Here is a 13579-nt window from a genome sequence, read left to right on the forward strand (position 1 = left end):
TCGTCCGGTGGGGGGGGGGGTGGGGGGGGGGCGGGGGCGGGGGGGGGGGGGGGGGGGGGGGGGGTGGTCCGGGGGGCGCGGGTCTCCTCCTTGAGGAGGAGGGCGCTCACCCTGGGGCGGTGCGCGGGGCACGGAGGGTGAAAACGGGACTCTTCGGATGTGAGGACCCACATAGGGCACACATCACGTACGACCTCGCATAGGAGACGCGGCCTCCGGGATGAGCTGGATCGACGGTCTAGCTTGTCCTGATTTGACCCTCCTCGTTCCACTACACAGGTTCGTAAATCACGCCTTTGCCTGGGCATTTCGCCCCCGCTAAGAATTGCTCCCGTCGCTCAGCGCCGTGGGATGCGTCCCCCGGCGTTCGTGTGGGAGGAGCCGATTCCCCCGGCGGACGCAGGAGCGACCTCCGCGCTACTCGAAGAGGTCCATCAGCCATGCCCAAGAACTTCCTCAACGGCCGTCTCAGTCAGACCCTGACCAAGCGCCACAAGGCCGTGATGGCCGGTGCCGGAACGCTCGGCGCCGCCGCCATCGCGCTGACGGCCACCGTCGGGAGCACGGGCGCCACCGTCACCGCCGGATCCCCCGTCGCGGACACCCAGGTCGCCGTCGCCCATGCGCACGAGGACCACGCCGGTCTGACGAACGACCGCGTGAAGCTCGACGCCCTCGCGGCCAAGCAGAAGGCCGCCAAGGCGGCCGAGGCCGCGAAGACCGCGAAGGCAGCCGACGCCAAGAAGAAGGCGGACACCGCCGCCGCGCTGAAGAAGGCCGCGGCCGACGCAGCCGCGAAGCGCGCGCACTCCTCCGCCCCGGCCGCGAACCGCTCCGCCAAGCGCCTCCCGATGCAGACCGTCGCCGCCACCACCTACTCCAACAACCTGGACGGCTGGATACGCAACGCCCTGGCGATCATGCACTCCAGGGGCATACCGGGCAGCTACAGCGGTCTGCACCGCAACATCATGCGCGAGTCCTCCGGCAACCCGATGGCCATCAACAACTGGGACATCAACGCGATCAACGGCATCCCGTCCAAGGGTCTGCTCCAGGTCATCCCGCCGACCTTCGCCGCGTACCACGTGCCCGGCACCTCGTGGGACATCTACAACCCGGTCGCCAACATCACCGCCGCCGCCAACTACGCGGCGCACCGATACGGCTCGATCGACAACGTGAACAGCGCGTACTGAGGCCGCGCGGACCTCTGAGACGACACGAAGGGCGGCACCTGTCGAGGTGCCGCCCTTCGGCGTTCCATCATCCGCGCTCCGTCATCCGCGTTCCGTCATCGGCGCCCGGAGGCCCCGCTCACGGACCCGGTCACTTCCGCATGACCTCCGGCTCGTGCCGTCGCAGGAAGCGCGCCACGAGGAAGCCGCAGATCACGCCGAGGACCAGCAGCGCGCCCATGTCCATACCCCAGGCGGCGGCCGTGTGGTTCCACAGCGGATCCGTGCTGCCGGGGTCGTCGGTGTTGGGCGCGATGTTGTTGAAGTCCAGCGTGGCGCCCGCGGCGGCCACCGCCCAGCGCGACGGCATCAGGTACGAGAACTCGTTGACACCGACCGCGCCGTGCAGGGTGAACAGGCAGCCGGTGAACACGACCTGGATGATGGCGAACATCACCAGCAGCGGCATCGTCTTCTCGGAGGTCTTCACCAGCGAGGAGATGACCAGGCCGAACATCATCGAGGTGAAGCCCAGCCCCATGATCGGCAGGCACAGCTCCAGCAGCGTGGAGTGGCCGAGCACCACGCCCTCGGCGGGGATCTCCCGGCTGGAGAAGCCGATCAGGCCGACCATCAGGCCCTGGAGCACCGTGACGACACCCAGGACGACGACCTTGGACATCAGGTACGCCGAGCGGGACAGGCCGGTGGCGCGCTCCCGCTCGTAGATCACCCGTTCCTTGATCAGTTCACGGACGGAGTTGGCCGCACCGGCGAAGCAGGCTCCGACCGCGAGGATCAACAGAACCGTCGTGGCCGTACCGTTCGGCACGGGTACCCCGGTGCGGGGGTTGATCGGGTTGACCAACAGCCCCCTGTCCGAATCGATCAACAGACTGACCGCACCCAGTACAGCGGGCAGGATGACCGTCAAGGCGAGGAAGCCCTTGTCGGACGCGATCACCGCGACATAGCGACGGATCAAGGTGAGCAACTGCGAGGCCCACGGCTGCGGCTTGGGCGGCTTCACGGCCTGCGGCGACGGCATGGTCACCGACTGCGGGGCGACCGCGTCGATGTCCGCGGCGTACATCTGGTAGTGCTGCGAGCCCTTCCAGCGGCCCGCCCAGTCGTAGTCGCGGTAGTTCTCGAAGGCGGAGAAGACGTCGGCCCAGGTGTCGTAGCCGAAGAAGTTCAGCGCCTCCTCGGGCGGGCCGAAGTAGGCCACCGCGCCGCCCGGCGCCATCACCAGCAGCTTGTCGCAGATCGCCAGCTCGGCCACCGAGTGGGTCACCACCAGGACCGTACGGCCGTCGTCGGCCAGGACGCGCAGCAGCTGCATCACGTCCCGGTCCATGCCGGGGTCGAGACCCGAGGTCGGCTCGTCCAGGAAGATCAGCGACGGCTTGGTCAGCAGCTCCAGGGCGACCGAGACGCGCTTGCGCTGGCCGCCGGAGAGCGAGGTGATCTTCTTGTCCTTGTGGATGTCGAGCTTCAGTTCGCGCAACACCTCTTCTATCCGGGCGTCGCGCTCCTGGCCCGTGGTGTCCGCCGGGAAGCGGAGCTTCGCCGCGTACTTCAGCGCCCGCCTGACCGTCAGTTCCTTGTGCAGGATGTCGTCCTGCGGGACCAGACCGATGCGCTGGCGCAGTTCGGCGAACTGCTTGTAGAGGTTGCGGTTGTCGTACAGCACCTCGCCCTCGTTGGCGGGCCGGTAGCCGGTGAGCGCCTTGAGCAGGGTGGACTTGCCGGAACCGGACGGGCCGATGACCGCGATCAGCGACTTCTCCGGGACGCCGAAGGAGACGTCCTTCAGGATCTGCTTGCCGCCGTCCACGGTGACCGTCAAGTGCCGTGCGGAGAAGGAGACTTCGCCGGTATCGACGAACTCCTCCAGCCGGTCCCCGACGATCCGGAACGCGGAGTGGCCGACGCCGACGATGTCGCTCGGGCCGAGGACGGCGGTGCCGCCCTTGGTGATCGGTTGGCCGTTGACGTACGTGCCGTTGTGCGAGCCCAGGTCGCGGATCTCGAAGCGGCCGTCCGGTGTGGACCGGAACTCCGCGTGGTTCCGGGACACTTGGAGGTCGGAGACGACGAGGTCGTTCTCCAGGGCGCGGCCGATGCGCATCACCCGGCCGAGCGCCAGCTGGTGGAACGTGGTCGGGCTGCGGTCGCCGTGGACCGGCGGTGCCCCCGCACCGCCGCCGGGCGTCTTCTGCGCGAGGCCCTCGGCCGGGCCGCCCTGCTGCGGCAACGCCGCGGGCACCGGCTGCGAGACGTCCGGCTGCGGCGGCGCGACGGGCGTGCTCCGGGCCGCCGCGCCCGCGCCCTGTGCCGCGTACGACGCGGCCTGCGGCGTCGTCTGCGGCGCGGTGACGGCGGCGGCCGTCAGGTCCACGCGCGGTCCGTCCGTCGCGTTGCCCAGGTGCACCACCGTGCCGGGGCCGATCTCCGTCCGCTGGACGCGATCCCCCCGCACGAAGGTGCCGTTGGTGCTGCCGTGGTCCTCGATGGCCCAACCGCGGCCGTCGAAACTGACCGTGGCGTGCCGCCAGGAGACCCTGGCGTCGTCGAACACGATGTCACCCTGCGGATCGCGCCCGAGGGTGTAGGGCCTGGACGGGTCGAGCGTCCAGGTCCGTCCGTTTGATTGCAGTACGAGTTCCGGCACTCCATGCCCCACTGAGTTGTCCCCCGATATTTCCCCCGTCACAGGGAGTCTAGGGATGTCGAACATCGTGGGGAACTATTCCAGGCTCATCGCCCTGACCGAAAGCCGGGCCTTGCGACGAGCGGTCGAACGCGCTCCCCGCACGCCCCGTTGACGGGGTGGAAATCGGGCCGGACAGTGGTAATGCCCCCGAGGGGGACATCAGCGGCGGGTGCCGCGCGCGGATCGGGGGGTCTGCCATGAGCGGTGCGAGGGCGGGCGCGGGCGCCGCGCCGGAACACGGCGCGCGGGGCGGCGACATGCGGCGGAGCACGCTGCCGCTCTGGCTGGACGCCCTCATCTCCGCTGTCGCGGCGGCCAGTTGGGCGCTCGCGGGGATGACGGCCGTCGCCGTGCTGGGGCTGCATCTGCTGGGCGCCGACGCACGGGGCGCGCGCGGTCCGATGACGGCGGCGGCGGTGGCGCTCGCCGCGGGCGGCTCGGTCACGCCGTCGGCCGACGCCTCCGCGTTCGGCGTGGACGGCGTACGCGCCCGTACCGCCATCGACTTCGCGCCACTCGGAGTGAGTCTGGTCGGCGCGCTGCTGATCGCCTGGATCTTCCTACGGTCTCTGCGGGCGGCCGGAGTTGGGATCACCCTGCCCGAACTGGCGCTGCGCTCGGGGACGTTGGTCGCCGTCTTCGTGGCCGCGCTGGGCGGAGCGTGCTGGGCGGGGCACGGGTCGGTGACGCTGGACGGCAGGACGCTCGGGCTGGACCGGCTCCCCGGCACGGGCGGGGACACGGGCGGCGGGCTGCGCGTACCGGGGCTCGGGGATCTCGGCGGGATGCTGCCGGGGGGTCTCGGGGACGGCATCGCGGGTGGTCTCGGGGACCGGCTGGGCAAGGCGCTCGGGGACGCGGCCGACGCCAAGGTGGTCGTGCGATTCGACGTGGACACCGGCGCGACGCTGCTCGGCGGGCTGTTCTGGTGTGCCGCCGTCCTGCTGATCGCGCTGCTCGCCTCGCGCCGCACCCCGCTGCCCCGCGGCTGGGACGTGGTGCACCGGACGGTACGCCCCCCGGTGTCGGCGCTGGTCAACGTCCTGCTGGCCGCGGTGGGCGCCGGTCTCGCGGCGGCGGCGTACGCGGCGGTCGGCGACGACCACCCCGGCCGCGTCGCGGGCGCGGCTCTGCTGGGCGCGCCGAACGGGGCGTGGCTCGGGATGCCGCTGGGCCTGTTCGTGCCCTGGGACGGCCGCGCCACCGGACTCCTGGGCACCCTGCTCCCCCACCCCATAGACCAGCTCCTTCACTCCGGCTCCGGACGCCCGGTCACGCTCGGACGGCTGGCGGAACTGGACGGCAGGGTGTGGCTGCTGGCGGTGGGCGCGGTGCTGGCCATGCTGGCGGCGGGCGTGCTGGCAGCGGTACGGACACCGGTGGGGCGGGGGCACGGCCGGTGGAGTGGGGGGCCCGGGGGCGAGGTCGGGGGTGGGGGTGGGTACGGGACGGCGGCGCGGCCGGGTGGGACGGCGCGGTTCGCGGGGTGGTGTGCGCTGCGGCTCGGGGTCGTCACCGCGCTCGGGCTGCCGCTGCTGGTCCGGCTCACGGGTGTTTCGGCGGACGCCTCGCTGTCCGTGCTGGGCGTGGACGCGCTCGGTACGTCCGTCGGGCTGCACGGTCGCACGGGTACGGCCCTGCTGCTGGGCGCAGTGTGGGGTGCGGGCGCGGGGGCGGCGGGGGCGCTGCTGGCGAGCTGGGCCGGGGTGGGCGGGAAGTGGGCGGTGCGGCGGGACAGGGCTGGGCGGTATGGGGACGAGGACAGGGACAGGGACGGAGGTGATCGGAGCGGGGACGGCGTGAGCGCGGATGACGGGGCAAACGGCGCGGGGCGGTCGGCACCGTCCGCCCTTGCGGCACCGTCCGTCTCCGCCGCACCGCACGTCCCCGCCACACCGCACGCCTCCACCGCACAGTCCGCACCTGCTACACCGCACGCCTCCGTACCCCGCCGGAGCCCCCTCCCTGATCCCGGCCCCGCTGACGGCGAACCCCACGGCGCCCCAGCCGGGACCGCGCCCCCGGACCACACCGGCCCCTACCGTCCCCGCACCCCGTACCGTCCGCCCAACCCCGCCACCAACCCCTACCTGCGCGTGCCCGAGGATGCGCGGGAGCCGGAGGACGCGCGGCCGGGGTTCGGCCCGGCGCCGGACGACACGTGGGTGGAGGGTGCGGGTGGGCACGCGGAGGGGACGCGGGCGGGCGGTACGCGCGGGAGCGGGGGTACGCACGAGAGCGGGGGTACGCGCGGGAGCGGGGGTCGGCCCCCGCTTCCTCCGTCGGTGCCGCCTCCGCCGTCCGCGCCGCCGCCCCCACCGGCCACTCCCCCGCACCGCCCCCGCGGCTGAACCCCCCGCGGCGCACGGGCGGGCAAGGCGCGCGCCATCCGGCGGACACCGGTTGTTCCATGTCCGTCAGGCGGACGTGGCGGGCGCGGGACACCGGGTGCCGGATACCGTGGTGCCCACCATGAGCGCTGCGCAGACCTCAGAGGTCCCCACTCTCCTCGTCAAGATCTTCGGGAAGGACCGGCCGGGCATCACCGCCGGACTCTTCGACACCCTGGCCGCCTTCGGGGTGGACGTGGTGGACATCGAGCAGGTCGTCACACGTGGCCGTCTGGTGCTGTGCGCGCTGATCACGCAGCCGTCGCCCGCGCTGGAGGGCGATCTGCGGGCGACCGTGCACAGTTGGGCCGAGTCCGTGAAGATGCAGGCGGAGATCCTCTCCGGGCACGGCGACAACCGGCCCCGCGGTCTGGGACGCTCCCTGGTGACCGTGCTGGGCAGTCCGCTCACCGCCGAGTCCACGGCGGCCATCGCGGCCCGGATCGCCAAGGTCGGCGGCAACATCGACCGTATCTTCCGCCTCGCCAAGTACCCGGTGACCGCTGTGGAGTTCGCGGTGTCGGGCGTGGAGACGGAGCAGTTGCGCACGGCTCTGATGGCGGACGCGGGGGCACTGGGTGTCGATATCGCGGTGGTCGCTGCGGGTCTGCACCGGCGGGCGCAGCGGCTGGTGGTCATGGACGTGGACTCCACGCTGATCCAGGACGAGGTCATCGAGCTGTTCGCCGCGCACGCGGGCTGCGAGGAGCAGGTCGCGGAGGTGACGGCGGCGGCGATGCGCGGGGAGCTGGACTTCGAGCAGTCCCTGCACGCGCGGGTGGCGCTGCTGAAGGGGCTGGACGCCTCGGTGGTGGACCGGGTGCGGGAGCAGGTGCGGCTGACGCCGGGGGCGCGGACCCTGATCCGGACGCTGAAGCGGCTCGGCTATCAGGTGGGCGTGGTCTCCGGTGGTTTCACCCAGGTCACCGATGATCTGCGGGAGCGGCTTGGGCTGGACTTCGCGCAGGCCAACACGCTGGAGATCGTGGACGGCAGGCTCACCGGGCGGGTGGTCGGGGAGATCGTGGACCGGGCGGGCAAGGCCCGGCTGCTGCGCCGGTTCGCCGCCGAGGCCGGGGTTCCGCTGGCGCAGACGGTGGCCGTCGGGGACGGCGCGAACGACCTGGACATGCTGAACGCGGCCGGTCTCGGTGTGGCCTTCAACGCCAAGCCGGTGGTGCGCGAGGCCGCGCACACGGCGGTGAACTTCCCCTTCCTCGACACGGTCCTCTATCTGCTGGGGATCACCCGCGAAGAGGTCGAGGCGGCGGACACCCACGACGAGGGCTGAGCCCGGCCGGGAGGCGGCCGGGCCGGTGCCGCCGTGTCACTCCGAGGGCGCCCAGTAGTCCACGAGCGTGCCCACGCCGGGTTCGACGTTCTTCCAGGTGCCCTCGAAGGTCAGTACCGCGAAGGCGGCGGCCGGGAAGCCGCGCCGGTCCATCCGCTCGCGGGCGTCGCCCTCCGCACCTCCGGTGAGCACCTCGACCAGGCCGTGGACGCCGGGGTTGTGTCCGATGAGGATCACGTCCCGCACGTCGTCCGGGGTCTCGTCCAGGACCGCGATCAGCTCGCCGGGCGAGGCGTCGTAGATCCGCTCCTCGTAGACGGTCTTCGGCCGGTGGGTGAGTTCGTGCACGGCGAGCTTCCAGGTCTCGCGGGTCCATACGGCCGTGGAGCACAGGGCGAGGTCGAAGGCGATGCCGCTCTCGGCCAGTCTGCGTCCGGCGACCGCCGCGTCCGAGCGGCCCCGCTCGGCCAGCGGGCGCTCGTGGTCGGCCACGTCGGGCCAGTCTGCCTTCGCATGCCGGAAGACGATGATCCTGCGGGGTTCAGCGACGCTCATGGGCCCAGCTTCGCACGAAACAGGGCATGGGGCGCAGGGAGTTGACATGCGGATTCACCCCCCGGTGGCACCTGTGGATCAGCGTGCGAGCAGCGACTGCGCGCGCTGCACGAGGTGGGTGAGCGCGGGGTCGGGACCGGCCGCGTGGGCGTCCGACGGGTTGAGTATCAGCGTGAGGAGGGCGGTGAAGGCGAGGACGGGCAGGGCGAGCGCCCACCAGCGCAGTCGGGTCTCGGAGCCGCCCTCGGTCGCCGGGCGGGGCGGGGCGGGGGTGCGGGCCTGCATGGTCGCCTCCGTGGTCTTCGCGGTTCTTGGCCGCCCGTCGCGGCCGTACCTCGAAGTTACGGTTTCCGGCGCTTGGCGCCCATCCGGATATCCACCCACTCAACCCTGAAACCGACCCCCTAGGGGATGGGGGGGGTTGTCCCCACCCTCGCCCCTCCGAAGACCGGTCCCGCAGGGCCCCGCGAGACCCGCCGCGAGCGGTGAGCCGCCCGCCCGGTGTGAGCCCCCGCCGTGAGCCGTCGGTCGCCCGCCGTCAGCCGCCCGCCGTCAGGGAGACGCGATCGACGCGATGACCGCGATGACCAGGAAGATGGCGAAGAACGAGCCGAAGACGATGAGCATCTTCTTCTGGCCGTTGGGGGGATTCGGTTCGAGCACTGGCATGCGGTCAGTGTGCCACTCGCCGGACGCCCGGCCCGCCCGGGGGTCACTCGACCGGGCGGGGCGCCCGAAGGATCACCGGGCCGGACAGCTCACCGGGCCGGAGGGGCGACTGCCGTCTCGTCCTCGACCGTGCGGTCCCGTCCGGCCGCGAAGCCGACCACCATCTGCGGGACCATCAGCCCGGCCATGAGCGCGATCGGCGCTCCCCAGCCACCGCTGTGCTGGTAGAGCACGCCGACCAGCAGCGGACCCGGGATGGAGATCAGATACCCGGTGCTCTGCGCGAACGCCGACAGCCGGACCACGCCCGGACCGGTACGGGCCCGCATCCCGATCATGGTCAGGGCCAGCGGGAAGGAGCAGTTGGCGACACCGAGCAGCACGGCCCACGCCCACGCGCCACCGGCCGGGGCGAAGTACAGCCCGGCGTATCCGGCGAGGCCGCAGACCCCCAGCACCAGCACGATGGGCCCCTGATGCGGCAGCCGGGCGGCGAGCCGGGGGATGACGAAGGCCAGCGGCACGCCCATCACCATCGTCACCGCGAGCAGCAGACCGGCCGTGCCCGCCGGGACCCCGGCGTCGCGGAAGATCTGTGCCATCCAGCCCATCGTGATGTAGGCGGCGGTGGCCTGGAGCCCGAAGAACACGGCCAGCGCCCAGGCGGTACGGCTCCCGGTGATGCGCATCGGGGCGTCCTGGCCGCCGGACCGCCGCGCGGAAGCCTCGCCGTTCCGCCCGATTCCGTCCGGCGCACCACTATTCGGCGCGCCACCGTTCCGTGCGTCACCGTCCGGCGCACCGCCTTCTCGCGCGTCTCCCGCACCGGCGGATTCCCGCCCGTTCCCCGTCCCGGCGGCACGCTCCCGTACCAGCGGCAGCCACGGCAGTACGGCGGCGCCCGCGGGGAGCGCCCAGACCGCGAGGCCGTAGTGCCAGTTCCCGCCGAGCGCGTCGGTGACGGGGACGGTCACGGCGGCGGCGAGGGCCGTGCCGAGGGCGAGGGCCATCGAGTACAGGCCGGTCATGGAGCCGACGCGGTCCGGGAACCAGCGCTTGACGATGACCGGCATCAGGACGTTGCTGACCGCGATGCCCATGAGGGCGAGCGCGCTGGCCGCGAGGAATCCGGCCGTACCGCCCGCCCAGGGCCGCAGCAGGAGTCCGGCGGTGATGGCGGCCATGCCCGCGCAGACCACGGCGGCGGGCCCGAACCTGCGGGCGAGGCGGGGGGCGGTCACCCCGAACACGGCGAAGCACAGCGGCGGTACGGAGGTGAGCAGTCCGGCCACGCTGCCGCTCATGCCGAGGCCGCCGCGGACCTCCTCCAGCAGCGCGCCGAGGCTGGTGATGGCCGGGCGGAGGTTGAGCGCGGACAGCACGATGCCGACGACGACCAGGCGGACCGCCCACGCGCGCGCGGGCGGCGTGCGGCGCGCCGATGCCCGCCGGGGCTCTGTTGCGCGTTCGGGCACTGACATCTCCGTACGGGTTTCCCCGGTTCGCGCTTCCTCACCGACCATGTGGCACATCATAGAATCATGGGATGATTGGTTGTCCATCCGTGGCTGCCGTCGCCCACGACGACCGCACGACCGCACGACCGCACGACCGCACGACCGCACGACCGCACGACTGCACGACCGCACGACCGCACGACCGCAGCGATGATCGCCCACGGTGATCGCCCTCGCCCCCCCTGCCGGTCCGTCCGCCCCCGCCCGGTTCCGCGTCCCCGGACCGGCGTCCGCTCCCCCGCCCGTGCGAAGGTGAGCCATGCCCTTGAGCCACCCGCGCCGGTCGGCGCTGTCCGAACAGGTCATCGCCGCGCTGCGCAACCAGATCGCGTCCGGCGAGTGGCCGGTGGGATCGCGCATCCCGACCGAGCCGGAGCTGGTCGAGCAGCTCGGGGTCGCCCGGAACACCGTGCGTGAGGCGGTCCGCGCCCTGGCGCACAACGGGCTGCTGGACATCCGGCAGGGTTCGGGCACCTACGTGCTGGCGACGAGCGAGCTGGCCGGGGTGATGTACCGCAGGTTCGCGGACGCCGACCCCCGGCACATCGCGGAACTGCGCTCCACGCTGGAGTCGGCTGCGGCGCGGCTGGCCGCCGTACGGCGGACCGGGAAGGACCTGGTGCAGCTCGACGCGATGCTGGCGCGCCGCGAGGAGGCGTGGAACACCGGCGACGCGGAGGCGTTCGTGACCGCCGACGCGGCGTTCCACCTGGCCGTGGTCGCCGCCTCGCACAACGACGTCATGGCGGCGATGTACGCCGACCTGGGCGCCGTACTGCGGGACTGGCTGCGCGCGGACGTGGGCGAGGCGCTGACCCCGGAGTCGCACATGGACCACACCCGGCTGGTGGACGCGATCCGGGCGGGCGACGCGGACGCCGCCGAGGCGGAGGCCGGGAGCTACCCGTTCCTGTGCCGTCCGGACCGGTTCAGCCCGCCCGCTGGTGGCTGACCCACGCCGAGGCGACCTCGTTCCAGCAGCGTCCGGTGAGCCGCACCGTCATGGCGGCGCCGTCGTCCACGGGCGCGGTGTCGGTGTCGATGTCCCACCACTGCGCGCACTCGATGTGCAGCCGCAGCCGGTCGGTGTCCACATAGGGGTTGTGGCAGTAGGCGACCACGTGGGAGCCGTCCACAGCGGTGCGGCAGGAGGCGCCGAACAGGTCACCGGGGGCGTCCGCCACCGAGGAGCCGCCGTCGCCGGTGAGGGCGGACGCGTCGCGCGGGAGCAGCAGCGTGAGAGCGGCCGCGAGGATCACCGGGGCCAGGCTGTGGGACAGGCGCACAAGGGAACCTCCTGGGCCGGGCTGCGGAGGGACGCCCGAGCAGGGCGCGTGCCTCCAGAGTGCGCCGTACGGGGTGTGCGGCGCCCGGCGGGCAGGGCCGATCGGGTGACGGTACGTGTACACAGTGGTAGCCGCCGTCGGGCCCGCGCGCAGGGGTGGCCCGTCCCGTACGCACGCGACCGCGCCCCGCCTCCCGTCGTACGGTCGTACCGTCGTACGGGAGGCGGGGCGCAGCTGCCGGTGTCGGCCGGGGATCAGGCGCCGATGGCGTGCAGGCCGCCGTCCACGTGGATGATCTCGCCGGTGGTCTTCGGGAACCAGTCGCTCAGCAGGGCGACGATGCCGCGTCCGGCGGGCTCCGGGTCGGCGAGGTCCCACTCCAGCGGGGAGCGGGTGTCCCACACGGCGGCCAGGTCGGCGAAGCCGGGGATGGACTTGGCGGCCATCGAGCCGATCGGACCGGCGGAGATCAGGTTGCAGCGGATGTTCTGCTTGCCCAGGTCACGCGCCATGTAGCGGCTGGTGGCCTCCAGGGCGGCCTTGGCCGGGCCCATCCAGTCGTACTGCGGCCAGGCGAACTGCGCGTCGAAGGTGAGGCCGACGACGGAGCCGCCGTTCTGCATGAGCGGCAGGCACGCCGTGGTGAGCGACTTCAGCGAGAACGCCGAGACGTGCATGGCGGTGGCGACCGACTCGAACGGGGTGTTGAGGAAGTTGCCGCCGAGCGCGTCCTGCGGGGCGAAGCCGATGGAGTGGACGACGCCGTCCAGGCCGCCCAGCTCCTCACCGACGACGTCGGCCAGGCGGCCGAGGTGCTCCTCGTTGGTGACGTCCAGCTCGATGACCTTGACCGGCTTCGGCAGCTTCCGCGCGATGCGCTCGGTCAGGGTGGGCCGCGGGAACGCGGTCAGGATGATCTCGGCGCCCTGCTCCTGGGCGAGCTTGGCGGCGTGGAAGGCGATGGAGGACTCCATCAGCACGCCCGTGATCAGGACGCGCTTGCCGGCGAGGATTCCGCTCATGGTGATCAGTGACCCATTCCCAGTCCGCCGTCAACGGGGATGACGGCTCCAGTGATGTACGAGGCGTCGTCCGAGGCGAGGAACCGCACCGTCGCGGCGATCTCCTCGGGCTGCGCGTAACGGCCGAGCGGCACCTGGGTGACGATGTCCGCCCGCTGCTCGTCGGAGAGCACCTTGGTCATGTCGGTGTCCACGAAACCGGGCGCGACGACGTTGAAGGTGATGTTGCGCGAGCCCAGCTCACGGGCGAGGGAGCGCGCGAAGCCGACCAGACCGGCCTTGGAGGCGGCGTAGTTGGCCTGGCCCGCCGAGCCGAGCAGGCCGACCACCGAGGAGATCAGCACGACACGGCCCTTGCGGGCGCGCAGCATGCCCCGGTTGGCGCGCTTGACGACCCGGAAGGTGCCGGTGAGGTTGGTGTCCAGGACCGAGGTGAAGTCCTCCTCGGACATGCGCATCAGGAGCTGGTCCCTGGTGACACCGGCGTTGGCGACGAGGACCTCGACCGGGCCGTGGGCGTCCTCGATCTCCTTGTACGCCTGCTCCACCTGGTCGGCGTCGGTGATGTCGCACCTGACGGCGAGGAAGCCGGCCGGCGGCTCCCCGGAGCGGTACGTGATGGCGACCTTGTCGCCGGCGTCGGCGAACGCGCGGGCGATGGCGAGGCCGATGCCCCGGTTTCCTCCGGTGACGAGAACCGAGCGGCTCAACGGATCACCCTTTCGTTGGCGGGCTGATGCTGCTGCGGCCGAGGTCGGACGGGCAGGTGGCCGTGGGTCCGGCCGGGCGCCGAGGACGGGCGACCGCATCGAAAACCTATCGGTCGCGCACCCCGCGCGGGCAATCGGGCACCGACAGTGGCACGGGGGTGTCGCTGTCGGGTCCCTACAGAAACCCGTGCCGACGGGGCGGAACGGGTGGTCGCGCCGGGCGGACCCGCGCCATGATCGGTGCC

12 protein-coding genes are annotated in these 13579 nt (G+C 72.3%); 4 read left to right on the forward strand and 8 right to left on the reverse strand.

The genetic code is table 11. The annotated features are described in order from the left end of the window. Positions 1-440: 440 nt before the first annotated feature. Complete coding sequence (locus tag KUM39_RS11945) at positions 441-1199, forward strand: transglycosylase SLT domain-containing protein (RefSeq protein ID WP_217785534.1); 759 nt, start codon at positions 441-443, stop codon at positions 1197-1199. A 130-nt stretch (positions 1200-1329) separates the two neighbouring features. Here the strand turns inward: KUM39_RS11945 and KUM39_RS11950 are convergent, their stop codons facing one another. Then, complete coding sequence (locus KUM39_RS11950; protein ID WP_217785535.1) at positions 1330-3852, reverse strand: ABC transporter ATP-binding protein/permease; 2523 nt, start codon at positions 3850-3852, stop codon at positions 1330-1332. Positions 3853-4091: 239 nt separating this feature from the next. Here KUM39_RS11950 and KUM39_RS11955 point away from each other — a divergent pair, with 239 nt between their 5' ends. Both KUM39_RS11955 and serB read left to right on the forward strand, forming a co-directional pair. Then, complete coding sequence (locus tag KUM39_RS11955; RefSeq protein WP_372455743.1) at positions 4092-6245, forward strand: streptophobe family protein; 2154 nt, start codon at positions 4092-4094, stop codon at positions 6243-6245. A gap of 121 nt (positions 6246-6366) precedes the next feature. Next, positions 6367-7575, forward strand: a complete 1209-nt coding sequence (gene serB / locus KUM39_RS11960; RefSeq protein WP_217785536.1) for a phosphoserine phosphatase SerB — start codon at positions 6367-6369, stop codon at positions 7573-7575. A gap of 36 nt (positions 7576-7611) precedes the next feature. Here serB and KUM39_RS11965 read toward each other — a convergent pair whose 3' ends face one another. From KUM39_RS11965 to KUM39_RS11975, 4 genes are all read right to left on the reverse strand, one after another. Beyond that, positions 7612-8130, reverse strand: a complete 519-nt coding sequence (locus tag KUM39_RS11965; RefSeq protein WP_217785537.1) for a SixA phosphatase family protein — start codon at positions 8128-8130, stop codon at positions 7612-7614. Between the two features lie 78 nt (positions 8131-8208). Then, on the reverse strand, positions 8209-8415 hold the full coding sequence (locus tag KUM39_RS11970; RefSeq protein WP_217785538.1) for a hypothetical protein: 207 nt from the start codon (positions 8413-8415) through the stop codon (positions 8209-8211). Between the two features lie 267 nt (positions 8416-8682). Continuing rightward, positions 8683-8799: an SGM_5486 family transporter-associated protein gene (locus tag KUM39_RS28565; RefSeq protein WP_281425690.1), complete on the reverse strand. Its 117-nt coding sequence runs from the start codon at positions 8797-8799 to the stop codon at positions 8683-8685. Positions 8800-8888: 89 nt separating this feature from the next. Beyond that, positions 8889-10280, reverse strand: coding sequence for a CynX/NimT family MFS transporter (locus KUM39_RS11975; protein ID WP_372455744.1), 1392 nt, complete (start codon positions 10278-10280; stop codon positions 8889-8891). 295 nt (positions 10281-10575) lie between these two features. Here KUM39_RS11975 and KUM39_RS11980 point away from each other — a divergent pair, with 295 nt between their 5' ends. Continuing rightward, positions 10576-11268 (forward strand): FadR/GntR family transcriptional regulator, encoded by a 693-nt coding sequence (locus KUM39_RS11980; protein ID WP_217785540.1) that lies wholly within the window; start codon positions 10576-10578, stop codon positions 11266-11268. On the opposite strand, the gene KUM39_RS11985 is transcribed toward KUM39_RS11980, so the two are convergent. From KUM39_RS11985 to fabG, 3 genes are all read right to left on the reverse strand, one after another. Continuing rightward, complete coding sequence (locus KUM39_RS11985; protein ID WP_217785541.1) at positions 11246-11602, reverse strand: hypothetical protein; 357 nt, start codon at positions 11600-11602, stop codon at positions 11246-11248. The two genes, KUM39_RS11980 and KUM39_RS11985, sit on opposite strands and share 23 nt — an antisense overlap. Before the next feature lie 254 nt (positions 11603-11856). Next, complete coding sequence (gene fabI, locus KUM39_RS11990; protein ID WP_217785542.1) at positions 11857-12624, reverse strand: enoyl-ACP reductase FabI; 768 nt, start codon at positions 12622-12624, stop codon at positions 11857-11859. Positions 12625-12629: 5 nt separating this feature from the next. Then, complete coding sequence (gene fabG / locus KUM39_RS11995) at positions 12630-13334, reverse strand: 3-oxoacyl-[acyl-carrier-protein] reductase (protein ID WP_217785543.1); 705 nt, start codon at positions 13332-13334, stop codon at positions 12630-12632. Between the last annotated feature and the right edge of the window lie 245 nt (positions 13335-13579).

The sequence above is a fragment of the Streptomyces corallincola genome (genome assembly GCF_019104725.1).
In the GTDB taxonomy this organism is placed as follows: domain Bacteria; phylum Actinomycetota; class Actinomycetes; order Streptomycetales; family Streptomycetaceae; genus Streptomyces; species Streptomyces corallincola.

Coding starts and splice junctions, on each gene's coding strand:
- KUM39_RS11945 (WP_217785534.1), top strand. CDS start 441: ATGCCCAAGAACTTCCTCAACGGCCGTCTCAGTCAGACCCTGACCAAG.
- KUM39_RS11955 (WP_372455743.1), top strand. CDS start 4,092: ATGAGCGGTGCGAGGGCGGGCGCGGGCGCCGCGCCGGAACACGGCGCG.
- serB (WP_217785536.1), top strand. CDS start 6,367: ATGAGCGCTGCGCAGACCTCAGAGGTCCCCACTCTCCTCGTCAAGATC.
- KUM39_RS11965 (WP_217785537.1), bottom strand. CDS start 8,130: ATGAGCGTCGCTGAACCCCGCAGGATCATCGTCTTCCGGCATGCGAAG.
- KUM39_RS11970 (WP_217785538.1), bottom strand. CDS start 8,415: ATGCAGGCCCGCACCCCCGCCCCGCCCCGCCCGGCGACCGAGGGCGGC.
- KUM39_RS28565 (WP_281425690.1), bottom strand. CDS start 8,799: ATGCCAGTGCTCGAACCGAATCCCCCCAACGGCCAGAAGAAGATGCTC.
- KUM39_RS11975 (WP_372455744.1), bottom strand. CDS start 10,280: ATGTCAGTGCCCGAACGCGCAACAGAGCCCCGGCGGGCATCGGCGCGC.
- KUM39_RS11980 (WP_217785540.1), top strand. CDS start 10,576: ATGCCCTTGAGCCACCCGCGCCGGTCGGCGCTGTCCGAACAGGTCATC.
- fabI (WP_217785542.1), bottom strand. CDS start 12,624: ATGAGCGGAATCCTCGCCGGCAAGCGCGTCCTGATCACGGGCGTGCTG.